The following is a 24,280-nucleotide window of genomic DNA, read 5'->3' as shown; positions in this document are numbered from 1 at the left end:
TATCATTCGTACAATAACAGGAGAGATGTGTAATGGAATTATCAGAAATTAAACGTAATATAGATACCTATAAAGAAAAATTAGAACAGCTTAGGGGGTCTCTTTGACTTAGAAGAAAAAGAGACAAATATCCAAGAATATGAAGAAAAGATGACCGATCCTACTTTTTGGGATGATCAAAATGAGGCTCAAGCAGTCATCGATAAAAATAATGCATTAAAATCCATAGTAAATGCTTATCGTGGTTTAGAATCTGAAATTGATGATATGGACACGACAAGAGAGCTATTACTTGAAGAAGATGATGCGCGCATGAAGCATGATTTAGAGCAAAACGTCATGGATTTCAAAACAAGTATAGATCAATTTGAATTACAATTATTACTTGATGGTCCTTATGATGCAAATGGTGCAATTATGGAGCTTCACCCAGGCGCTGGTGGTACAGAGTCTCAAGATTGGACGAACATGTTGTTAAGAATGTACCAACGTTACTGTGAACAAAAAGGCTTCAAAGTAGAAATTGCCGATTATTTACCTGGAGATGAAGCAGGCGTTAAGAGTGTTACTTTAGTGATAAAGGGACATAATGCTTATGGTTACTTAAAAGCAGAAAAAGGCGTTCATCGCCTAGTACGTATATCACCATTTGATTCGTCTGGCAGAAGACATACATCATTTGCATCGTGTGATGTTATACCAGAATTTAATAATACGGAAATTGAAATTGACATCAACCCTGATGATATTACTGTTGATACGTTTAGAGCATCAGGTGCAGGTGGACAACATATTAACAAAACAGAATCCGCAATTCGAATTACTCACCATCCTTCTGGTATAGTAGTCAATAACCAAAATGAACGGTCTCAAATCAAAAATAGAGAAGCTGCTATGAAAACATTGAAATCCAAATTGTACCAATTGAAAATTGAGGAACAAGAGCAGGAAATGGCAGAAATTCGTGGTGAACAAAAAGAAATTGGTTGGGGAAGTCAGATTAGATCATATGTTTTTCACCCTTATGCTATGGTCAAAGATCACAGAACAAATGAAGAAACAGGTAAAGTTGATGCCGTTATGGATGGAGACATAGGGCCCTTTATAGAATCTTATTTGCGTAGCCAAATGGATCACTCTGAAAATTAAAGAAAACTAACAAACTGAGTATACATACAAACGTGTGGTGCTCAGTTTGTTTGTTGAATAAAGAGAAATTTAAATAAATGTAATTTTCAAATAATTTTATTACATACCTTAAACTGAGTAATGGTAAATAGTAAGGTTAAATATTGTCATATCAATGCTTATGCCGCTTTGTTAATGTTATAAAATAAAAAGTTTAACATATAAAATAACAGTTATATTACATCAAGGTAACATGAGAAAAAGGTATAATGTTTTGTGCTATATTAATGGTGGATGAAATTAATATAGCAAAGGATTGAGACATCATGAAGAAGGGAATAGCATTTTCTGTAACTTCGACAGCATTATTTTTGGGAATTAATGGTATCGCATCAGCGGATCAAGTACATATAGTAAAAGAAGATACTAATTTATCTGATATAGCACAAACTTTCGCGACAACGACAAGCGAAATTAAAGCATTAAATCAATTATCAGACAAATATGATGTGAGCGTAGGTGAGCAGTTAATCTTACCAGATAGTGATATAGTAGAAGTGAAACATGGGGATACAATACAAAGTATAGCGTTAAAGTACAATATCACCATGGATCAGTTGTATCAACTAAATCCGAACTTAGGAGAAATGATATATCCAGGGGAACTATTAGCAGTGTCAGAAAAAGGATCGGCACATTTAAATAATCAACAACAAACATATTTTAATGAAATACATCAAACATATACTCAAGATACAAGTGGTAGTAGCCGTGTGGATAATTTATCGCTTAATTCAAATACATCTGTGACTTCAAACCGCGCAATACCGGTAGCACAAAATGAATGGACGCATACCCCAGATTTAAAAGTAACGAAACAAAGCGTAACTTCACACGCAGATTATTTAACAGCAAAGCCAAATAATAACGAAGTATCAGTGGCTTCAAATGGACGTAATTATTATGATCGTGGACAATGTACGTTCTATGCGTTCGATCGTCGTCAACAACTAGGTAAATCAGTTGGGAATTTATGGGGCAACGCAAATAATTGGGCAGCTGCCGCAAGTCAAAATGGCTATCGTGTAAACCATACACCGGAAGTAGGGGCCATTATTCAAAGTAATGCAGGTCAATACGGCCATGTAGGTGTTGTAGAACGTAAAAATGCAGACGGCTCTATTTTAGTATCAGAAATGAATTGGCAAGGCCTAGGACAAAAGTCATATAGAACAATTCATAATACGTATCAATATAATTACATTCACTAATGATTGATTATAATCAATTGTAATGATTACAGTAACGTGGCAATACGAGGCGCTACAAGTCTTGCCATGATGTGTATTTATACATCAATAGACATTCAATAATACAACAACCACTCCAATAACATATAGGAGTGGTTGTTGTATTATTAGGAAACAAAAGTAATCGACACATTAAGTTATCTCTATCATAAAAATAATTATCTATCTTCAGTTATATTGATAAGACATTTTGATTGTTGAATGATATTATAAAAACAAGTATAATCAATCATTAAATAAACTAGGAGGCGATGTCATGGGAGTACATCAATATTTTAAACGCTTATCTGATTTAGAAAAATTAATTAGATTACCGGGACAATTTAAATACTTTGAACATAATGTCGCTGCGCATTCATTTAAAGTTGCCAAAATCGCACAATATTTGGGAACAGTAGAGGAATACCATGGCAATGAAGTTGATTGGAAGAGTTTGTATGAAAAAGCTTTGAACCATGATTTTGCAGAAATTTTTACTGGAGATATTAAAACGCCAGTGAAGTATGCAAGTGGTGAATTAAAAAAATTATTCTCGCAAGTTGAAGAAGAAATGGTAGATCACTTTATAAATGAAGAAATTCCAGAACCTTATCAAGATATTTATCGTAAAAGGCTTCAAGAAGGCAAAGACGATTCACTAGAAGGCCAGATACTATCGGTCGCTGATAAAATAGATTTATTATATGAAACATTTGGAGAAATACAAAAACGTAATCCAGAACCGTTATTTTTTGAAATATATGAAATGTCTTTAGAGACAATCATGCAATTTGATCATCTTAGTTCAGTACAAGATTTTATCGACAATATTATTCCAGAAATGTTAACAGAGAAATTTATACCAAGAAAAGAATTACGAGAAACGACGATGGCCATTCTAAACAATAGAAATGGGTGAAGTGAATGATTTGGTTTATGCTCGCAGCATTTTTTCCATGCATTCTCGTTGTATTATTCAGCGTATTAACTAGAAGCAAATGGGTAGGGTCAATTTTGGCATTTGTCATTGTTGGCGCCTCAATTGAAAAAGGATTTTTTCATAACGAATGGATCATTTTTATCGATGTTGTCTCATTATTAGCTGGTTACATTATCATTGACCAATTAAAATTACATAAAAAAGAAGATGACTGAACAATATATATTGAGCAACTCAATTGCTATAGTGAAGTGAAAATATTATAATAATATAGCTTAAATAATAAAAAAATAAAATTGACATAAGCAATTAAGGCAAACATGGTAACGTCACTATGTTTGTTTTTTCTTTATAGTAAGCTATGCTATGAATGCGAACAAATGTTTGCTTTTATAACTTAAAATCTGTTAAAATATATAACAAGATTAAGCATATGCAGATATTAAACATACAATTTTTCACATAGGGAATAGGCATATAAAGTATGTTCATAATAACTAGAAAATATATAGGAGGCGTGTGTCACTATGGAGCACTATCCATTTAAACTACAATCTGACTTTGAACCACAAGGTGATCAACCAGGAGCGATAAAAGAAATTGTTAAGGGTGTAAATGAAGGCAAGAGACACCAAACATTACTTGGGGCTACGGGTACAGGTAAAACATTTACAATGAGTAATGTCATTCAACAGGTAGGCAAACCTACGTTGATTATCGCACATAATAAAACATTAGCAGGACAATTATATAGTGAATTTAAAGAGTTTTTTCCGGAAAATAGAGTAGAATACTTTGTCAGTTATTATGATTATTATCAACCAGAAGCGTATGTACCATCTACAGATACATTTATAGAAAAAGATGCTTCAATTAATGATGAAATTGATCAATTACGCCACTCAGCTACAAGCGCACTTTTTGAACGGGATGATGTCATTATCATCGCAAGTGTTAGTTGCATCTATGGTTTAGGTAATCCGGAAGAATATCGCGATTTAGTTGTTAGTGTTCGAGTGGGTATGGAAATGGATAGAAGTGAGCTTTTAAGAAAACTTGTTGATGTTCAATACACAAGAAACGATATTGATTTTAGACGTGGGACGTTCCGCGTTAGAGGAGATGTAGTAGAAATCTTCCCAGCCTCTCGTGAAGAAATGTGTATTAGGGTAGAGTTTTTTGGTGATGAAATTGATCGCATACGAGAAGTCAATTATCTAACTGGAGAAGTATTAAGAGAACGTGACCACTTCGCTATCTTCCCAGCATCCCATTTCGTAACACGTGAAGAAAAAATGAAATCTGCCATTCAAAGAATTGAAACTGAATTAGAAGAGCGATTAACTGAATTACGCTCGGAGAATAAATTACTAGAAGCACAACGTTTAGAACAACGTACGAATTATGACTTGGAAATGATGAGAGAGATGGGTTTTTGTTCTGGTATTGAAAATTATTCAGTACATTTAACATTAAGACCTATGGGTTCTACACCGTATACACTCTTAGATTATTTTGGAGATGATTGGCTAGTGATGATTGATGAATCACATGTGACATTACCACAAATAAGGGGTATGTATAATGGTGACCGTGCACGTAAACAGGTGCTTGTCGATCATGGGTTCCGTCTACCAAGTGCTTTGGACAACAGACCCTTGCAATTTTCTGAGTTTGAAGATAAAACCAATCAACTTGTTTATGTATCTGCAACACCAGGACCGTATGAGTTAGAACATACAGATGAAATGGTTCAACAAATTATTCGCCCAACTGGATTATTAGATCCTAAGATTGATTTACGTCCAACTGAAAATCAAATTGATGATTTAATCAGTGAAATTTATGAACGCATAGAACGTAATGAACGTGTGTTAGTTACCACGTTGACTAAAAAAATGAGTGAAGATTTAACGACGTATTTAAAAGAAGCAGGAATTAAAGTAAACTACTTACACTCTGAAATTAAAACGTTAGAACGTATTGAAATCATTCGGGATTTGCGTATGGGTACATACGATGTCATCGTAGGGATTAATTTATTGCGAGAAGGTATTGATATTCCTGAAGTTTCGCTTGTAGTTATTCTCGACGCAGATAAAGAAGGTTTCTTACGTTCAGAACGGTCACTCGTGCAAACTATAGGACGCGCAGCACGTAATAGTGGTGGAGAAGTTATTATGTATGGAGATAAGGTTACTGACTCTATGCGCTTCGCTATGGACGAAACAGAACGACGCCGTTCGATTCAACAAGCATATAATGAAAAACATAACATTACGCCAACTACAATCAATAAAAAAATACACGATGTCATTAGTGCTACAGTTGATAATGATGAAACGAACGAACAACAACAAACTGAAGTACCTAAGAAAATGACGAAAAAAGAACGACAAAAAACAATTGCCAATATAGAAAAAGAAATGAAGCAAGCAGCTAAAGACTTAGATTTTGAAAAAGCTACAGAACTTAGAGATATGTTATTTGAATTAAAAGCAGAAGGGTGACAAATATGAAACAACCATCCATTGTAGTAAAAGGGGCACGTGCCCACAATTTAAAAGATGTAGATATAGAAATACCAAAAGATAAACTCATTGTTATGACAGGTCTATCGGGGTCGGGTAAATCCTCACTTGCCTTCGATACGATATATGCAGAGGGGCAACGCAGATACGTAGAATCTTTGAGTGCTTATGCACGACAGTTTTTAGGACAAATGGATAAACCTGATGTGGATACTATAGAAGGTTTATCTCCAGCAATATCTATTGATCAAAAGACGACGAGTAAGAATCCAAGATCAACCGTAGCGACAGTTACTGAAATATATGACTATATTCGTTTGCTTTATGCTCGTGTTGGAAAGCCATTCTGTCCCAATCATGGTATAGAAATAGAATCCCAAACCGTTCAGCAAATGGTAGATCGCGTCATGCAGCTTGAAGAACGTTCTAAGATTCAACTATTAGCGCCGGTGGTTTCACATAGAAAAGGATCACAAGAAAAACTTATAGATGATATTAGCAAAAAAGGTTATGTACGCGTACGTGTCGATGGTGAGATTACAGATGTAAATGAAGTGCCTGAATTAGATAAGAATAAAAATCATACAATTGAAGTTGTTATTGATAGACTTGTAGTCAAAGCAGGTATAGAAGCGCGTCTTGCTGATTCTATAGAGACTGGTTTGAATCTTTCAGAAGGCAGTTTAATTGTAGATATCATTGATGGCGATGAATTAAAGTTCTCTGAGAATCATGCATGTCCAATATGTGGATTTTCAATTGGAGAATTAGAGCCACGTATGTTCAGTTTTAACAGTCCATTTGGAGCATGTCCAACTTGTGATGGTTTAGGACAAAAATTAAAAGTAGACTTAGATTTAATTGTACCTGATAAAGACAAAACATTAAACGAAGGTGCTATTGTAGCATGGGAACCAACGAGTTCTGATTTTTATCCAACACTGTTAAATCGTGTATGTGAAGTATACAAAATTAACATGGATAAACCATTTAAAACATTAACAGATAGACAAAAAGACATTATCCTTAATGGTTCAAACGGCAAAGAAATTGAATTTGTCTTTAAACAGCGAAACGGTACAACACGTAAACGTACTATGGAGTTTGAAGGCGTTATCAACAACATTAATCGACGTTACCATGAATCTCCCTCAGAACTCGTGAGAGAAATGATGAGCAAGTACATGACGGAATTACCTTGTGAGACATGTCACGGTAAACGTTTGAGTCCTGAGGCATTATCTGTTTATGTCGCTGGAAAAAATATAGGTGAAATTGTTGAAAATTCAATCAAAACAGCGTTATATCACTATCAACATATTGAATTGTCAAACCAAGATCAAAAAATTGCCGATCAAATATTAAAAGAAATCATTTCACGTCTTGAATTTTTATATAATGTTGGATTAGAATACTTAACGCTCAATCGTGCGTCAGGTTCTTTATCTGGTGGAGAAGCGCAACGTATTCGTTTGGCTACTCAAATTGGATCAAGACTTTCAGGTGTACTCTATGTCTTAGATGAACCATCTATTGGGTTACATCAACGTGATAATGACCGACTTATCGATACTTTGAAAGAAATGCGTGATCTTGGAAATACACTTATAGTTGTTGAACATGATGATGATACTATGCGTGCGGCAGATTACTTAGTAGATGTCGGGCCAGGCGCAGGAGAGCATGGCGGAGAAATTGTTGCTAGTGGCACGCCAAAGCAGGTAATGAATAGTAAAAAATCCTTAACAGGTCAATATTTAAGTGGTAAAAAACGTATAGAAGTGCCTGAAGTACGTCGTGAAATTACGGATAGAAAGATAAGTGTTAAAGGCGCACGCAGTAATAATCTAAAAGCAATAGACGTTGATTTCCCGTTATCCACAATGACTGTTGTCACAGGTGTTTCAGGATCTGGTAAGAGTACGCTGGTAAATGAAGTGTTATATAAATCATTGGCAAAAGAGATTAATAAATCTAAAGTTAAACCCGGAGACTATGATGAGATACAAGGTATTGATCAATTGGAGCGTATTATAGATATTGATCAGTCACCAATCGGACGTACGCCAAGATCGAACCCAGCGACGTATACAGGTGTCTTTGATAACATCAGAGATATTTTTGCTCAAACTAATGAAGCTAAGGTGAGAGGCTATTCGAAAGGCCGTTTCAGTTTTAATGTTAAAGGCGGCCGATGTGAAGCGTGTAAAGGTGACGGCATTATTAAAATTGAAATGCATTTCTTACCTGATGTATATGTACCTTGTGAAGTTTGTGGTGGTTCAAGATATAATCGTGAGACACTTGAAGTCACTTATAAAGGAAAGAACATTTCTGATATATTAGCAATGACTGCTGAAGAAGCAACCTTCTTCTTTGAAAAAGTACCGAAGATTCATCGTAAATTACAAACACTTGTGGATGTTGGATTAGGCTATGTAACTTTAGGTCAACCTGCAACAACTTTATCTGGTGGTGAGGCGCAACGTGTGAAACTTGCTTCTGAATTACACAAACGTTCTACTGGGCGTTCCATTTATATTTTAGATGAGCCAACGACGGGGCTCCATGTTGATGATATTAGCCGCTTGCTAAAAGTACTTAATAAACTTGTGGAAAATGGAGAAACTGTGGTCATCATCGAGCATAACTTAGATGTTATCAAGATGGCAGATTATATTGTTGATCTAGGACCAGAAGGTGGAGACGGTGGCGGTACCGTTGTAGCTACAGGCACGCCAGAAGATATTGCTGAAGTAAAAGAAAGTTACACCGGTCAATATTTAAAAACTGTCTTAGAAAGAGATACGGTAAAACGATAATACTATAAACAACAGAGGGTGCTCATTTGAGCACCCTCTGTTTGTTGAAACTAAGTGAAATAACGTATTTTATTGTTATAATAAAGCTTAGTTAGAAAAAGAAGTGTTTTCCAATCGTGTATAACGTGTATCGTAGAATATTAATATACGGTATGATATTTATATTAAGGATTAAATTATTGCTCTGCTACACTTTTTAATATGGATTATCCTGTCTTTTTGATATGATAATAATATATCGCACATGTAGGAGAAATATTGATAGAGGTGAACCTATGTTAACTACAAAAAGCTTAGTAGAACGGTTTGAACTTGATTTAATTGCTGGAGAAACAGGTTTAAACAAACAAATTAAAAATACAGATATTTCAAGACCCGGATTAGAAATGGCAGGTTATTTTTCTCACTATGCTTCAGATCGCATTCAATTGCTAGGTACAACAGAATTATCTTTCTATAATTTATTACCAGATGAAGAGCGTAAAGGACGTATGAGAAAATTATGTAGACCTGAAACACCAGCTATTATTGTGACGAGAGATTTAGAGCCACCCGAAGAACTTATAGAGGCGGCTAAAGAGCTTGAAACCCCATTAATTACTTCTAAAATTGCTACTACGCAACTCATGGGACGTCTAACGACATTTTTAGAGCATGAGCTAGCTAGAACAACATCGCTACATGGTGTGCTTGTCGATGTATATGGTGTGGGTGTATTGATTACTGGTGATTCCGGTATAGGTAAAAGTGAGACAGCGCTTGAGTTAGTGAAACGTGGTCATAGGCTTGTAGCTGATGACAATGTCGAAATTAGAGAAATTAGTAAAGATGAATTAATTGGTAAAGCACCAAAACTTATCGAACATCTATTAGAAATAAGAGGTCTAGGCATTATAAATGTTATGACGTTATTCGGTGCAGGGTCTATATTAACGGAAAAACGCTTACGTCTAAATATACATTTAGAAAATTGGCATAAAGAAAAGTTATATGACCGTGTAGGTTTAAACGAAGAAAAATTAAAAATATTAGATAACGAAATTACGAAAAAAACAATTCCAGTTCGACCAGGTCGTAACGTTGCAGTCATTATAGAAGTTGCAGCAATGAACTATCGTCTGAATATTATGGGCATCAATACTGCTGAAGAATTCAATGATCGTCTAAATGCTGAAATAATGCGTAATGGCAATAACAATGAGGAGAACTAACAAATGATGACGTTAAATTACATCGATCCAATTGCTATACAATTGGGTCCCATTTCAGTACGTTGGTACGGGATTATTATTGCCACAGGTATACTTTTAGGCTATTTTATTGCCCAAGCGAGCGTAAAACGTATCGGCCATGATAAAGATACATTGGTCGATATCATTTTTTGGAGTGCTATATTTGGCTTTATTGTTGCAAGACTCTACTTTGTGATCTTTCAATGGCCGTATTATGCCCAAAATCCAATTGAAATACCTATGATTTGGCATGGCGGTATTGCAATACATGGTGGCTTGATTGGTGGATTTATTACGGGGATATTTGTATGTAAGAAGAAAAATCTCAATCCATTTCAAATCGGTGATGTTATTGCACCTAGTATGTTATTAGGTCAAGGGATTGGTAGATGGGGCAACTTTATGAACCACGAGGCTCATGGAGGTCCTGTGTCAAAATCTTTCTTAGAACACATACATATTCCAGATTTTATTATTAATAATATGTATGTTAATGGCAAATATTATCAACCTACATTTTTATATGAATCTGTATGGGATCTTGCTGGATTTGTCATACTATTAATCATAAGAAAGCACTTAAAAGTTGGAGATACACTTTGTTTGTATTTAATTTGGTATTCGATTGGCAGATTTTTCGTAGAAGGTTTGCGTACGGATAGTTTAATGTTGACGAGTCATATTCGCGTTGCACAACTCATGTCTATTATTTTAATTATTGTAGGTATTGCCATAATGATTATTAGAAGATTAAAATATAAAGCACCACGTTACAAAGATGTCGGGCCTTTAACTTGGCCGAATCAAAAAGTGAAGTGATAAGGCGAAAATGCGCAAATTAAACACTAAAAAAACACAAGATAAGAACCCACTTTGGTACATGTATCGTTACGTTAAGATATTTAAAATAGTTAAACAGACTATTATTATTGAAATTTGTAGGTATTTACCTCAAGTAAAAATCAAGCATTGGCTATATCGTAACGTTTTAAAAATGAATATAGGGGCACATACTGCATTCGCTTATAAAGTTGTGCCAGATTTACTCTATCCAGAATACATTTCGATAGGAGAAAACTGTGTAATTGGTTATAATACGACCATATTAACGCATGAGTTTCTAGTCGATGAATTTAGAACTGGCCAAGTAAATATTGGAAATCATACTTTAATTGGCGCTAATGTGACTATCTTACCAGGAGTGAGCATTGGAAATTACGTTAAAGTGGGTGCAGGTACTGTAGTCTCGAAAGATATACCCGATCATACATTAGCTTATGGTAATCCTATGCTAATGAAAAATAATTAAGTAACTAGGAGGTGATTATAGATGGCGCATAACGATAAAGTGATACAAATGAAACTAGATAGCCCGTTTTATAAAAGGCTTGGAGAGCAGAAGTTTCTTCAACATGATTATAAAAAGGCCGCAGATTATTTTGGAAAAGTGCTTGATATGTCACCTCAAGAATTTGATATTAAAGTAAAATATGCTGAAAGTCTTGTTCAACTTGGTTTAGGTAGCAAGGCTGAGCATATTTTTTATGAGAACATCGCTCGTTCTGAAGAAGTTCCAGATAGTTTTTATCAACTTAGTCAATTAAATATTACGTTAAATGACCCAAATAAATCCTTTTTATTTGGGATGAATTACGTTTTGGCTTCTAATGATGAAGACTATCAAGAAGAATTAGAAGAGATGTTCGAAGTGTCCTATCATTCCGCAGAGAAAATAGAAGTTGAAAGTCAATTATTTGCAATACAATTAATCTTTCAATATTTATTTTCGCAAGGGAGATTGTCTGAAGCAAGGACATATATATTAGATCAAGATGAGACTATTCAAGAACATCGCGTGGTACGTAATTTACTTGCGATGTGCTATTTATATTTAAACGAGTATGATATCGCTAGAGAAATGTTTGAGCGCTTACTCTCGGAAGATAATACGGATGTACACGCATTATGTCACTATACACTATTGCTTTATAATACAAAAGATAACGACAAGTATGAACGCTACTTAAAAATTTTAAACACAGTCATGCCAATGAATGATGATGAATCGTTTAAGTTAGGTATTGTATTATGCTATTTGAAACAATACCAAGCTTCTCAAAACATTCTGCAACCGTTATATAGGAAAGGGAAGTTTCTTTCTATTCAAATGTACAACGCCTTGAGTTATAATCACTACCACTTAGGTAATCTAGAAGAAAGTAAGTATTTTTGGTCTAAATTACAGGAAATTTCACAAGTTGATGTAGGTTATGCCCCATGGATTGTTGCAGATAGTAAGGTTTACTTTGATCATCATATATTACCATTATTATTGAATGACGATAGCCACCATAGACTTTATGGTGTATTCTTATTGAATCAATTAAGAGGTAAAGAAGTTTTTATGACTGAAGAAATCTGGGCCGTACTAGAGACGATGAATGATTACGAAAAATTATATCTAACGTATTTAATTCAAGATTTAAAATTAAATAAGTTAGATTTTATTCACAAGGGCATGTTAATGATGTACAATGTGGAATCATTGAAAAATAACGAAACATTGTTTATCGTATGGATTGATCAAGCGGAAGCTATTATTTCTGAAAATGTAGATCTCACGCCAGTTGATGACTACGTAGCAGCGTTTGTGTATATGTACTATCGCAATACGGAGACAAAAGTGACCAAACAACAAGTATTAGAATGGTTCCATATTTCTCAATATCGCTTAAATAAAATGATAGATTATTTATTGAGCATATAAGTTTATAAAATGCAAGAAATCATATATAATGCGCATAATGAATTAATAAATAGGAGGCAATATAAATGGCTGAACAAGTGGATTTTGATGTTGCAATTATTGGTGCTGGACCAGCAGGTATGACAGCTGCTGTTTATGCATCACGTGCAAACTTAAGTACTGTAATGATTGAACGTGGTATGCCAGGCGGTCAAATGGCAAATACAGAAGAAGTTGAAAACTTCCCTGGTTTTGAAATGGTCACAGGACCAGATTTATCAACAAAAATGTTTGAACACGCGAAAAAATTTGGTGCTCAATACCAATATGGCGATATTAAATCAATTGAAGATAAAGGTGACTACAAAGTCATCAACCTTGGAAATAAAGAAATAACAGCACGTGCAGTGATTATTTCAACAGGTGCTGAATATAAAAAAATTGGTGTACCAGGCGAACAAGACCTTGGTGGCCGTGGTGTAAGTTATTGTGCTGTATGTGATGGTGCATTTTTTAAAGGGAAAAAATTATTCGTTATCGGCGGCGGAGATTCTGCAGTTGAAGAAGGAACATTTTTAACAAAATTTGCTGATAGTGTAACTATTGTTCACCGTAGAGACGAATTACGTGCACAGAAAATCCTACAAGACCGTGCATTTAAAAATGATAAAATCGACTTTATTTGGAGCCACACATTAAAAACAATTAATGATAAAGATGGCAAAGTAGGATCAGTAACGTTAGAATCAACAAAAGATGGTTCTGAACAAACATTAGATGCAGATGGCGTGTTCATCTATATCGGTATGAAACCATTAACAACACCATTCTTAGACTTAGGTATTACAAACGACGTAGGTTATATCGAAACAAATGAAGATATGAGCACAAAAGTACCTGGTATCTATGCAGCTGGTGATGTGCGTGATAAAGGCTTACGTCAAATCGTAACAGCTACGGGTGATGGTAGTATTGCTGCACAAAGTGCTATTGCTTATATTGAACACTTAAACGATACAGTTGAAGTATAATGACATTGATGAATGCCGCTTGCGTATTGCTTGAAAAGTAGGCAGCCTGTGTATTGAAATAAAATTCAGTCATAACTAGAATGTTCGACTTTCATTTTATATGTGAGTCAGGGCATTCTAGTTTTTTTATGAACAAAGTCAGGTTAGGAGATACTCCATGTTGCGTGTGAATTGTCTTCGAATTTATGAGAAATAAGTGAAAATGATTCTATGTGGTTCAAACATGCTGTCGTATAGCATATAATATTTTGATTAATAATGATGGTAAATATAAGCAATGATACTACTACCTTAGTCGTTTTTAATGTAAAATATAATATGATAGCATAGCATTTAGCAGATGCGTTTTTGAAAGAAGGTTAATGGTATGTAAAGAAGTGCCATTTTCAATGAATGAGGCCGAATAGTGCTTATACACGTGTCACAGTGCTTGCAATGCGTTTTAAATACTAATGAAATTTTAAAACAACTTAGATATAAATTTTGCGTTATAAAATGAGCGATGGATGGTGTAAATAGATGCAGCGAGAAGAAAATGAACTAGTAAAAAGTGAATTGTTGGTTGTAACAGGTTTATCAGGTGCAGGGAAATCCGTAGTAATCCAAAGTTTAGAAGATATTGGTTACTTTTGCGTAGACAATTTACCTCCAATCCTCTTGCCTAAATTTGTAGAGTTGATGGAGCAAGGCAACCCGTCTTTACAAAAAGTAGCGATTGCAATTGATTTAAGAGGGAAAGAATTATTTAAATCATTAATTCAAGAAATTGATAAAATTAAAAGCAATGACAGTGTAATGGTTGATATGATATTCTTGGAAGCTTCAAACGAAAGACTTATTTCGCGTTATAAAGAAACGCGTCGTGCACATCCATTAAATGAAAATGGACAGCGCTCATTAATCGAATCTATTGATGAAGAACGAGAACTATTGAGTGAGATAAAGGGTATAGCTAACTATACGATTGATACATCACATATGAAGCCCAAAGCATTACGTAAGCGCATAGGCGATTACTTTAACCGTAGTGATTTCCCAACCTTTAATATCAATGTGACGAGTTTTGGATTTAAACATGGTATCCAAATGGATGCTGATTTAGTCTTTGATGTTAGGTTCTTACCTAATCCACACTATGTTGATGAATTAAGGCCTTTAACGGGTGAAGATGAAGTAGTTTATAACTACGTTATGAAATGGAAAGAAACAAATATGTTTTATGAAAAGTTAATTGATTTATTAACTTTTATGGTTCCTAGGTATCAAAAAGAAGGTAAATCTCAATTGGTGATTGCTATTGGTTGTACAGGTGGACAACATCGCTCTGTAGCACTAGCGAAACGTATTGGGACAGAATTAAAAGAAAAGTTTGACTATAATGTGTATGTGCATCATAGAGATGCATATGTCGAAAGTGGCGTGAAACAAAAAGATGAAGAGAATTAAGCTTGTACTCATAGGTGGAGGAACAGGTTTATCCGTTTTGGCGCGTGGTTTAAAAGATTACCCAATTGATATTACTACAATAGTTACTGTAGCCGATGACGGTGGGAGTACAGGTAAAATCAGAAGTGAAATGGATATACCTGCGCCTGGAGACATACGAAATGTAATTTCAGCATTAAGTGAGACAGAATCTACATTAGAACAATTATTTCAATATCGTTTTAAAGAAAATCAAGTTGAAGGACATTCACTTGGAAACTTACTGATTGCAGCATTAACGAATATCACTGATGATTTTGGACATGCAGTGAAGGAATTAAGTAAAATACTAAATATCAGAGGGCGCGTCATTCCATCAACAAACACAAGTGTGCGTTTGAATGCAGTAATGGAAGATGGGGAAATTGTATATGGCGAATCTAAAATTCCGAAAAAAAACAAAAAAATTCAACGTGTATTTTTAGAGCCAGAAGATGTAGAACCGATGCAAGAAGCAGTAGAAGCGCTAGAAGAAGCGGATTTAATCGTATTAGGACCAGGATCATTATATACAAGTGTGATATCTAACCTCTGTGTGAAGGGGATTTCAGACGCTTTATTAAGCGGTGATGCACCGAAATTATATGTTTCTAATGTTATGACACAACCTGGTGAAACAAATGGGTATTCTGTACTTGATCACGTTAATGCGATTCATGACCATATTGGACAAAGATGTATCAATTATGCAATTTGTGGAACTCAGACATATAATAAAGATGTTTTAGAGCGATATAGACAAGACAACGCAGAGCCTGTTCAATGTCATACTGATGTAATGGAAGCACAAGATATCGAAGTTTTTACGCATCCTGAATTAATAGAAATTTCTTCAGAAAATTATGTACGCCATAATACAGAAGTATTAGCTAAGATGATTTATGAAATCGCAATGAGAGAAACAGAAACAATTGAGTTTAACAGAAGTAAAGATAGCAATGAATAAAATTAAGCCGATGTCTTAGTTTAAGAAAGGACTGATTAAATAATGAGCTTTGCATCCGAAATGAAAAATGAACTAACAAGAATAGAAGTAGATGAATCAAATGCCAAAGCAGAGCTCAGTGCACTTATACGGATGAATGGTGCACTCAGTCTAGCTAATCAACAATTTGTAATTAACGTACAGACAGAAAATGCTACTACGGCAAGACGTATCTATTCGTTAATTAAAAAAGTTTTTAATGTTGAGATTGAGCTACTTGTAAGAAAGAAAATGAAGTTAAAAAAGAACAATATATATATATGCCGTATTAAAGCACGCTCGAGAGAAATATTAGACGAGTTAGGTATTTTAAAAAATGGCGTATTTACGCATGAAATTGACGAAGCGATGATACAAGACGATGAGATGAGACGGAGTTACTTGCGTGGTGCATTTCTAGCGGGTGGTTCTGTGAATAATCCAGAGACGTCATCATATCATCTTGAAGTCTTTTCATTATATGAAGATCATTCAGAAGGTCTAACACAGCTGATGAATAATTATGAGCTAAATGCCAAACACTTAGAAAGAAAAAAGGGGAGCATAGCTTATCTAAAAGAAGCAGAAAAAATCTCAGACTTTTTAAGTTTGATTGGTGGGTACCAAGCTTTATTAAAATTTGAAGATGTACGTATTGTTAGAGATATGAGAAATTCTGTGAATCGATTAGTAAATTGTGAAACTGCAAATTTAAATAAAACCGTTAGTGCAGCAATGAAGCAAGTGGAAAGTATTCAATTGATTGATCAAGAAATTGGATTAGATAACTTACCAGAACGACTACGGGAAATTGCCAGATTAAGAGTTGAACATCAAGAAGTGTCTCTAAAAGAGCTTGGAGAGATGATGTCTACGGGCAGTATATCTAAATCAGGTGTTAACCATCGCCTAAGAAAGTTAAACGAAATGGCTGATAAACTAAGAACCGGCGAGCCATTAGAATTATAAGGAAATACAAATAATATAAAACGAATGTATAAATTTCAAAAAAAGTAGCTTCCATAATTATGGAAACTATTTTTTTTGAGTTTATAATAAACAATTATTTAGATGGAAAACAGCTATGCTACAAAATATAGCAAATGAAATCATAATAAATGCCTTTCATTAATAAGTTTATTTAAATTAAGCATCGTCATCATCACAATATTTAATGTCGTCATAAGCATGCGTCCAATGATATGGTTGAAGTTCTTTTAGATGTTTGTATAATAATTGATTATTACGTACAGTAACGCCTACTTTTACTTTACCACCCCAATAAGCTAGTCTTTCTTGGCAAGTCCCGCAAGGTGTTAAAATTTTAAAATGACTTTGTGTATCATCTCTAACTACGCAAATAGAATGAGTAATAGCATCTTGATTTTTATGTGCTTCTAAAATGGCACCGGTTTCAATACAAAGCGCTGAGGAAGCATTAATAATTTCTGGTGCTACAGATATGTAGATGTTACCTTTCTTTGAATACATGGCTGCTGCGCCTCCCCAACCTTCAGGGTACCTAGATTTTATAAATTGTTGTGCTGTGTTAAAAAGTTTTTCTTCAATAGTCATATATGCACCTCAATAAAAAGAATTTTCAGTCAATTAAAGTAATGATACCATTATTTCTAAGCATTATTGTCTTGAATTGCTCCAAAATATATAATTTTTAAGGAGAGGTACTTTGGCTAATAACTTAAGAAGCGAAAAATTAGAAATAGAAAGAATCATTTTTATAGGACGCACATATAAAGAGTATTTGAACATGTTTGATTTATCATTAACTGAGTTAGAGAGAAAAAAGATTTTGGACTGTCCTGCTGGAGCTTGTTCATTTTCTGCAATAGGAAGACAAAAAGGATTAAATATAGAAGCGTGTGATATAGCATATTATTTTAATAGAGCTGATTTGTATGCGAAAGGTAAAGAAGACATTCAACATACGATAGAAAAAATGAAAAAATCCAAGAATAATTATAATTGGAATTACTTTAAAAATATAGCGGACTTGAAATATCAGCGTCAACAGGCATTAGAAGATTGCGTCGTAGATATGAAGCGTCACAATAATCGGTACACAGCTGTATCATTACCAGAATTACCGTACTGCGATGAAGCCTTTGATATCGTATTATCTGCGCATTTTTTATTTATGTATGCTGATAGATTAGACTATGCATTTCATATCAAATGTTTGGAAGAACTGTTAAGAGTGAGCAAAAAAGAGCTTAGAATCTTCCCATTGGTTGATTTAGAAGGTCATCGCTATGCATATTTAGATCATATCATTAAAAATTTAACTGAATTAGGGTATAGCATCAATGAATGCAAAGTAGATTATGAATTTCAAACACATGCTCATACGATGTTAAAAATAGTGAAGTGATTATTATCACTTTTGTTTATATAAAGATTTCAAATGGTTAATAGTGTTGATTAGACACCTATTATCACCTTTAACTACAAATATACGCTTGTACCTAAGATAAGCATTAAACTGTTATAAAAAAACATTATTCAGCATCTGCTTAATAATGTCCTTCACAAATAAATATGATATTATAATCCCCTCGAAGGGAGTCGAACCCCTATTCTAAGAACCGGAATCTTATGTGTTATCCATTACACTACGAGGGGGGAATTTAACAATACTTTAAGTGTACAAATCTTAATAGCAATGGTCAATAACAACTGAAGAAATTTCGTAAAAATTTCAAGCGTTATTTTTTGACCATGTTTGACTTTTGGGTTAAAATATATTTATCAGTTAGAAATAAGGAGGCAATATTAATGAATTTAATACCTACAGTAATTGAAACAACAAATCGTGGGGAACGTGCATATGACATTTACTCACGCTTATTAAAAGATCGTATTATCATGTTAGGTTCACAAATCGATGATAATGTAGCAAACTCTATTGTTTCTCAATTATTATTCTTACAAGCACAAGATGCTGAAAAAGATATCTACCTTTATATCAACTCGCCGGGTGGTAGTGTAACAGCTGGTTTTGCAATCTATGACACAATCCAACATATTAAACCAGATGTTCAAACAATTTGTATTGGTATGGCTGCGTCAATGGGTTCATTCTTACTTGCAGCTGGTGCAAAAGGTAAACGTTTTGCATTGCCAAATGCTGAAGTAATGATTCACCAACCATTAGGTGGTGCACAAGGTCAAGCAACAGAAATTGAAATTGCTGCGAACCACATTCTTAAAACACGTTCTAAATTAAATCAAATTTTAGCAGACCGTACAGGTCAATCTATTGAAAAAATCGAAAAAGATACAGATCGTGATAATTTCTTATCAGCTGAAGAAGCTAAAGCATATGGTCTGGTTGACCAAGTTATGGTTCCAGAATCATAAGTTGAAATTAAAGTTTTAATAAAAAAGACAAGTCGTTATAACGACTTGTCTTTTTTTGACATCAATTTCTGTTTGACTTTATTATTATAGAAAAGTTTTGCTGATACAACGGATAGCATTAATCCTACAATGATAAAAATAGAAGATACTATCGTCATAGCCAGCGACTTATCAAAAGCAAAACAGCCATTTAATAAAAGTAATAAACCAACAATGAGTAATAATATATGTGTTAGACCATCTGCTTTCATTTTATCCCTCGCATAAAAAGTTAATGAACTAAATCTTCCAAAGCAATTTTTAAATCTGGATATTTAAATTTAAAATCAATAGCCTGTAATTTATTTGGAATTACTTTTTGAGTATCGAGTACGACTGTTGACATTTGTCCTAATACTAATCTGAGCGCGAAAGAAGGTACCCAAGTATAGTGTGGACGATGTGTAACGCGAGCGAGTGTATAGCCAAATAAATTTTGATGTTCCACGATTGGGGCAGTGAAGTTAAACACGCCTTGAGCTTTTTCGGTATTAATTGTATGAAGAATAGCTCTTGTTAAATCATCTAGGTGAATCCATGAATACCATTGTCTTCCAGTACCAAGTTTACCACCAAGATAAAGTTCGTAAGGCAGTTTCATTAAAGGTAGAGCACCGCCTGATTGAGATAGCACCATTCCAAATCTACCAATTACGACGCGTGTACCTAATGATTCAAATTGACGAGCACGTCTTTCCCATTGATAAACGACTTCTGAAAGAAAATCGAAGGGTAAAGTTTTGTATAACTCTGTATAGGTTCTATTTAAATCTGGTTTATAGTAACCTATAGCACTTGCATTGAAGAATACAGAAGGTCTTTGTTCGCGATTTTTAAATAAATCAAATAATGCTTGGGTAGATTGTAAGCGACTTAACATAATGGATTGCTTGTGAGCTTTTGTCCATCGTTGATTTAAGCTAGCACCTGCAAGATTGATGACAATATCAATATGAGGAATTTTAGATTCCCAATCGGGTTCTGACCAATTCACATAAGTGATCTTCGGATGTGAACTTGATTTGTTTTGTCTTGTCAAAATAGTTATGTGTGCATCACTTTGGATGATGGCTTCCACAAGTTGTGTACCTATCATGCCAGTGCCGCCTGTAATTAAATAGTTTTTCATCTTATCACCTCTTAAATAATAGTGCCTAATGATGCAATGATTAAAGGTAGGATAATCTAATCGCATTTGAAGGACATAATTTTTTCAAAATTTGTTCATTAATATGTCATTAACTTCTTGCTAGAAGTATTTAAATTAAAATAGTATAGGTTATAATAAAGGTACCTTCGATATTAATTAATCATCTCTTAATTATTTCGAGTATACCCCATAATATACTAGCGAAGGTAAAATTTTGACTCCCTTTAGTAACGGCCTATGCGAGTATCGTATAGGCCTATATTTATATGTTAACGCAATTAATGACTAGGAACTATCTTTTTAACTTTTGATTACTTTAATAATAAAACTTATACTAGAAGTAGTATTATAAAATAAAAATGCCAACGATGCCAAAAGCAATGAGTATTAAAAAGATTACAAAAACAAAGAGCAGAAAACGTGTTTTTGAATATTTGCGCGCTTCATAGTTGTCGTTTTCAACCATCATTTGACGAAGCCCTTTGTTACTTTTTTCATGCTTAAGGTCAATTTGCTCGTAGTCGTGTAATGGATCATGTTTTTTCATATTGACGACACATCCTGTTATGATAGTAGTATAATTGTAATAAAGTAAGGTTAAAATTCAATGAATATATTGAAAGTAAGATAGCCTATAGATTAATGTAAAGTTGAAACGTGAAGAGAATAGTTAAAGTAGTGATACGTCTATTCTACTATAGATATGACACGACGATAACAGCTGTATTAAAAAATAGTTAATAAGTTTAATTCGTACATGAAATAGTGTAAAATATACTTTTACTATTGGATTATATATGAGAAAAACATAAATGTTATGATATAAATTGAAGTGAGGGGAGCATATGCCAAAGCATAAGCAGGATAATGATTTTGATAATCAAGATAACAAAAAAATGAGTCGTTTTGCAAAAATTGTAAGTGGGATCATTGTATTATTACTTGTAGGTGGATTGATATTTGCCATTTTCGCATTTGTAGATCATTCAAATAAAGCTAATGAACGCTTAAACAATCAAAGCCAAGAAAAGAAAGAGAATAAAAAAGATAAGACTAAAGAAGAGAAAAAGAAAAAAGAAAAATCTACTGAAGAGTCTCAACAAACGCAACAGCAGACACAACAACAAACTCAACAAACACAGCAAACGCAACAACAAACGCAACAACAAACACAGCAACAGACTCAACAACCTGCCACTGCTGAGCGTACTACTGAGGAAAAAACAACAGAAGAGCGTTCAACTGAAGAACCATCGACAGAAGAAAAAACAACAGAAGAACCTTCAACAGAAGAGAAAACGACAGAAGAGCCTTCCACAGAAGAAAAAACAACTGAAGAACCTTCCACAGAAGAGAAAACGACGGAAGAGCCTTCCACAGAAGAAAAAACAACCGAAGAACCTTCCACAGAGGAAAAAAAAACTGAAGAACCAACATCTGAGCCTGCAACAACACAAGAAAAACCAAGCGCTACTAGTGAACCGGCCACATCAGCAAAAAGTAGTCAAAGTAGCGGACAAGGACAATCTTCTCAAGATAGCAACGCTAACTCAAAAGCAACAGACAACGACTAATAATCGTAAATATTGCACTCAAAATATAGTAAAAGTTAAAAATAAAAGGCAGTACTCATGGAATATGATGAGTATTGCCTTTTTTTGTGTATCGTGTAATTGAAATTACATGAACTTTATTCTAAGTTATTTTCAAAAATGATTATGGAATCTCAATCAAGCAATTATATAATGTGATATGAAACATATAAGAAGAAACGGCTATGGTTAATTTGATAGTGCATTGCCTTGATACGTCGAGAAATCAAGGGGGCTTAATATCATAAGCAACTTTTACATAAAAATTCTAGTTAATGCTAGAATTTATTCATAGCTTAATCTCTTTTTGAAGCAATCTTGGCTTTAAAATAGAAGATTAATTAAATAAGTAAGGAAAAGCGATAATAGAATGAGCGTAAAGCAACCACTACCACATCCTAATGGTCCACATCCACAACCAGTATTTCGCGTATATTTGTAAGTTTTAAAATTACGATCGTTAGGTCGTGCATCGCCTTTCTTAAAATAGTCTGAGTCTTTATATCGTTCGTCATCAGGATCAATCACTTTTGGTTGGTCATTTTGAGCCATAGCACTTCCTCCTAATATATTGATATAAACTTAGTTTAATGGTATTTACATGGTTGTTCAATCATAGTCACTTACAAGCAAAAGGCTGCGATAGAACGAAATGAGTTCAATTGTAAAATAAAAAATAAATATGATTAAGTAATAGGTCTAAAGGGTAAAAAGTAAATGAAAAGGATGTTGTAAATGTGATTTTTTAGGCATGCTTTTTATTTAAATATTAGATTAGTATTTTTCTTGCAATTTAGAATATATAGTAGTAGTATTGCAGATATAAAAGGTTATATTTTTTTGTCCCACCAGGGACGCAAAAAGTCAACCTATGGTTAGAACTTGGCCCTTAATTTTGATAAGGAGGAGGATAGTAGTGAAAGACTTGATAAAAATTCAACAGAAGTTAGTTCCTGAAATTGTTGAAAAGATGTATCGTCGTTTTTCAATTCTCACTACTATTTCTAAGTATCAACCTGTAGGTAGGCGTAGCTTAAGTGAATATATGGATTTAACTGAACGCGTGTTGCGATCTGAAACGGATGCATTGAAGAAACAAGAACTTGTAAAGGTAAAGCCCACAGGTATGGAAATAACTGAAGAAGGTGAAGCAACGGTTCGCCAATTGAATAGTTATTTTAATAGTTATTCTGACGACCATCATCTTGCTCAAATTATAAAAGAGCAGTACAACATCAAAGACGTTTATGTTATTCCGGGCGATTCTGATTCTGATAAGACAGTTAAGATTGAATTAGCACGTCAGGCGGGTCAACTTGTTGAAGATGTACTATACGAAAAATCTATTGTTGCTGTGACAGGCGGTTCCACAATGGCATATGTCAGTGAAGCGATGCATCATCAGCCATACAATGTATTTTTTGTACCAGCACGCGGTGGTCTTGGAGAGAATGTTGTTTATCAAGCTAATACGATTGCAGCGAGTATGGCACAGCAAACGGGTGGCGATTATACAACATTGTATGTACCAGATAATGTGAGTGAGACAACATATAATACACTCATGTTAGAACCATCAGTGATTCACACACTTGAGAAAATAAAACAATCCAATATTACGATCCACGGCATTGGTGATGCGCTGAAGATGGCGCGAAGACGTCAATCACCTAGTGAAGTTATAGATAAACTTCAACATCACAATGCCTCAGGCGAAGCATTTGGATATTATTTCGATGATCAAGGTGAAATCGTTCATAAAGTGAAAACGATTGGACTTCAATTAGAAGACCTTGAATCGAAAAAGTTTATCTTTGCAGTAGCTGGGGGTAAATCAAAAGGGGAAGCAATTAAAGCTTACCTATCAATAGCGCCTAATAACACTGTTTTAATAACAGATGAAGGCGCGGCAAGAGTTGTCGCAAACAATAGTAATAAAAAGTGATTTCACTT

At 34.2% G+C, this 24,280-nt stretch carries 23 protein-coding genes and 1 tRNA gene; 18 read left to right on the top strand and 6 right to left on the bottom strand.

Features of this window, described 5'->3' with window-relative positions:
• Nucleotides 1–32 precede the first annotated feature (32 nt).
• The 14 genes from prfB (at nucleotide 33) to whiA (ending at nucleotide 17,137) form a co-directional block, all read left to right on the top strand.
• Nucleotides 33–1,149 (top strand): peptide chain release factor 2 gene (prfB, locus tag QMO72_RS10535; RefSeq protein ID WP_103267305.1). Its coding sequence is split into 2 segments (ribosomal slippage): nucleotides 33–104 and nucleotides 106–1,149, totalling 1,116 coding nucleotides; the frame shifts between segments, so codons are not numbered across the junction.
• A 305-nt stretch (nucleotides 1,150–1,454) separates the two neighbouring features.
• Complete coding sequence (locus QMO72_RS10530) at nucleotides 1,455–2,399, top strand: CHAP domain-containing protein (protein ID WP_103267306.1); 945 nt, start codon at nucleotides 1,455–1,457, stop codon at nucleotides 2,397–2,399.
• Nucleotides 2,400–2,694: 295 nt separating this feature from the next.
• Nucleotides 2,695–3,336: a YfbR-like 5'-deoxynucleotidase gene (locus QMO72_RS10525; RefSeq protein WP_046837210.1), complete on the top strand. Its 642-nt coding sequence runs from the start codon at nucleotides 2,695–2,697 to the stop codon at nucleotides 3,334–3,336.
• A gap of 5 nt (nucleotides 3,337–3,341) precedes the next feature.
• Complete coding sequence (locus QMO72_RS10520; protein ID WP_046837211.1) at nucleotides 3,342–3,572, top strand: CsbA family protein; 231 nt, start codon at nucleotides 3,342–3,344, stop codon at nucleotides 3,570–3,572.
• 312 nt (nucleotides 3,573–3,884) lie between these two features.
• A complete protein-coding gene (uvrB, locus tag QMO72_RS10515) occupies nucleotides 3,885–5,867 on the top strand; it encodes an excinuclease ABC subunit UvrB (RefSeq protein ID WP_046837212.1) in 1,983 nt (660 codons plus the stop codon).
• A 5-nt stretch (nucleotides 5,868–5,872) separates the two neighbouring features.
• Complete coding sequence (gene uvrA / locus QMO72_RS10510; RefSeq protein WP_103267307.1) at nucleotides 5,873–8,710, top strand: excinuclease ABC subunit UvrA; 2,838 nt, start codon at nucleotides 5,873–5,875, stop codon at nucleotides 8,708–8,710.
• Between the two features lie 275 nt (nucleotides 8,711–8,985).
• Nucleotides 8,986–9,921 carry an HPr(Ser) kinase/phosphatase gene (gene hprK / locus QMO72_RS10505; protein WP_046837214.1) on the top strand — a complete coding sequence of 312 codons (936 nt, stop codon included), beginning with the start codon at nucleotides 8,986–8,988 and terminating at the stop codon, nucleotides 9,919–9,921.
• A gap of 3 nt (nucleotides 9,922–9,924) precedes the next feature.
• Nucleotides 9,925–10,761 carry a prolipoprotein diacylglyceryl transferase gene (lgt, locus tag QMO72_RS10500; protein WP_103267308.1) on the top strand — a complete coding sequence of 279 codons (837 nt, stop codon included), beginning with the start codon at nucleotides 9,925–9,927 and terminating at the stop codon, nucleotides 10,759–10,761.
• Nucleotides 10,762–10,771: 10 nt separating this feature from the next.
• Nucleotides 10,772–11,251, top strand: coding sequence for an acyltransferase (locus QMO72_RS10495; RefSeq protein ID WP_103267309.1), 480 nt, complete (start codon nucleotides 10,772–10,774; stop codon nucleotides 11,249–11,251).
• Between the two features lie 21 nt (nucleotides 11,252–11,272).
• A complete protein-coding gene (locus tag QMO72_RS10490) occupies nucleotides 11,273–12,709 on the top strand; it encodes a tetratricopeptide repeat protein (protein WP_103267310.1) in 1,437 nt (478 codons plus the stop codon).
• A gap of 65 nt (nucleotides 12,710–12,774) precedes the next feature.
• Nucleotides 12,775–13,719, top strand: coding sequence for a thioredoxin-disulfide reductase (gene trxB, locus QMO72_RS10485; RefSeq protein ID WP_103267311.1), 945 nt, complete (start codon nucleotides 12,775–12,777; stop codon nucleotides 13,717–13,719).
• A 519-nt stretch (nucleotides 13,720–14,238) separates the two neighbouring features.
• On the top strand, nucleotides 14,239–15,165 hold the full coding sequence (gene rapZ, locus QMO72_RS10480; protein WP_103267312.1) for an RNase adapter RapZ: 927 nt from the start codon (nucleotides 14,239–14,241) through the stop codon (nucleotides 15,163–15,165).
• On the top strand, nucleotides 15,152–16,150 hold the full coding sequence (locus QMO72_RS10475; RefSeq protein ID WP_103267313.1) for a gluconeogenesis factor YvcK family protein: 999 nt from the start codon (nucleotides 15,152–15,154) through the stop codon (nucleotides 16,148–16,150). Before rapZ ends, QMO72_RS10475 begins: the two co-directional genes overlap by 14 nt.
• A 42-nt stretch (nucleotides 16,151–16,192) precedes the next feature.
• Nucleotides 16,193–17,137, top strand: coding sequence for a DNA-binding protein WhiA (gene whiA / locus QMO72_RS10470; RefSeq protein WP_069823616.1), 945 nt, complete (start codon nucleotides 16,193–16,195; stop codon nucleotides 17,135–17,137).
• Between the two features lie 177 nt (nucleotides 17,138–17,314).
• Here whiA and QMO72_RS10465 read toward each other — a convergent pair whose 3' ends face one another.
• On the bottom strand, nucleotides 17,315–17,743 hold the full coding sequence (locus QMO72_RS10465; protein WP_103267804.1) for a cytidine deaminase: 429 nt from the start codon (nucleotides 17,741–17,743) through the stop codon (nucleotides 17,315–17,317).
• Nucleotides 17,744–17,855: 112 nt separating this feature from the next.
• Here QMO72_RS10465 and QMO72_RS10460 point away from each other — a divergent pair, with 112 nt between their 5' ends.
• Nucleotides 17,856–18,557 (top strand): class I SAM-dependent methyltransferase, encoded by a 702-nt coding sequence (locus QMO72_RS10460; RefSeq protein WP_103267805.1) that lies wholly within the window; start codon nucleotides 17,856–17,858, stop codon nucleotides 18,555–18,557.
• Between the two features lie 179 nt (nucleotides 18,558–18,736).
• Here the strand turns inward: QMO72_RS10460 and QMO72_RS10455 are convergent.
• Nucleotides 18,737–18,808, bottom strand: a tRNA-Arg gene (locus QMO72_RS10455).
• A gap of 153 nt (nucleotides 18,809–18,961) precedes the next feature.
• On the opposite strand from QMO72_RS10455, the gene clpP reads away from it, so the two are divergent.
• Entirely contained in the window at nucleotides 18,962–19,546 is a 585-nt protein-coding gene (clpP, locus tag QMO72_RS10450) for an ATP-dependent Clp endopeptidase proteolytic subunit ClpP (protein WP_069823243.1), read from the top strand.
• A 35-nt stretch (nucleotides 19,547–19,581) separates the two neighbouring features.
• Here clpP and QMO72_RS10445 read toward each other — a convergent pair whose 3' ends face one another.
• The 3 genes from QMO72_RS10445 to QMO72_RS10435 form a co-directional block, all read right to left on the bottom strand.
• Nucleotides 19,582–19,797, bottom strand: coding sequence for a hypothetical protein (locus tag QMO72_RS10445; protein ID WP_103267806.1), 216 nt, complete (start codon nucleotides 19,795–19,797; stop codon nucleotides 19,582–19,584).
• Between the two features lie 20 nt (nucleotides 19,798–19,817).
• Nucleotides 19,818–20,714: a TIGR01777 family oxidoreductase gene (locus QMO72_RS10440; protein WP_069823245.1), complete on the bottom strand. Its 897-nt coding sequence runs from the start codon at nucleotides 20,712–20,714 to the stop codon at nucleotides 19,818–19,820.
• Nucleotides 20,715–21,081: 367 nt separating this feature from the next.
• The gene (locus QMO72_RS10435; protein WP_103267807.1) at nucleotides 21,082–21,282 is read right to left on the bottom strand and encodes a hypothetical protein; all 201 of its coding nucleotides are present in this window, start codon (nucleotides 21,280–21,282) and stop codon (nucleotides 21,082–21,084) included.
• Nucleotides 21,283–21,580: 298 nt separating this feature from the next.
• Between QMO72_RS10435 and QMO72_RS10430 the strand changes: the two genes are divergently transcribed.
• Nucleotides 21,581–22,309: a DUF4887 domain-containing protein gene (locus QMO72_RS10430; protein WP_103267808.1), complete on the top strand. Its 729-nt coding sequence runs from the start codon at nucleotides 21,581–21,583 to the stop codon at nucleotides 22,307–22,309.
• A gap of 342 nt (nucleotides 22,310–22,651) precedes the next feature.
• Here the strand turns inward: QMO72_RS10430 and QMO72_RS10425 are convergent, their stop codons facing one another.
• Complete coding sequence (locus tag QMO72_RS10425) at nucleotides 22,652–22,879, bottom strand: hypothetical protein (RefSeq protein ID WP_046837228.1); 228 nt, start codon at nucleotides 22,877–22,879, stop codon at nucleotides 22,652–22,654.
• Nucleotides 22,880–23,243: 364 nt separating this feature from the next.
• Here QMO72_RS10425 and QMO72_RS10420 point away from each other — a divergent pair, with 364 nt between their 5' ends.
• On the top strand, nucleotides 23,244–24,272 hold the full coding sequence (locus QMO72_RS10420; RefSeq protein ID WP_103267809.1) for a sugar-binding transcriptional regulator: 1,029 nt from the start codon (nucleotides 23,244–23,246) through the stop codon (nucleotides 24,270–24,272).
• The last annotated feature ends 8 nt before the right edge of the window (nucleotides 24,273–24,280 follow it).

The sequence above is a fragment of the Staphylococcus casei genome (assembly GCF_030294405.1).
GTDB classification, from domain to species: Bacteria; Bacillota; Bacilli; order Staphylococcales; family Staphylococcaceae; genus Staphylococcus; species Staphylococcus succinus.
The sequence above is the reverse complement of the archived record's forward strand: the minus strand, read 5'-3'. Positions and strand labels throughout refer to the sequence as shown.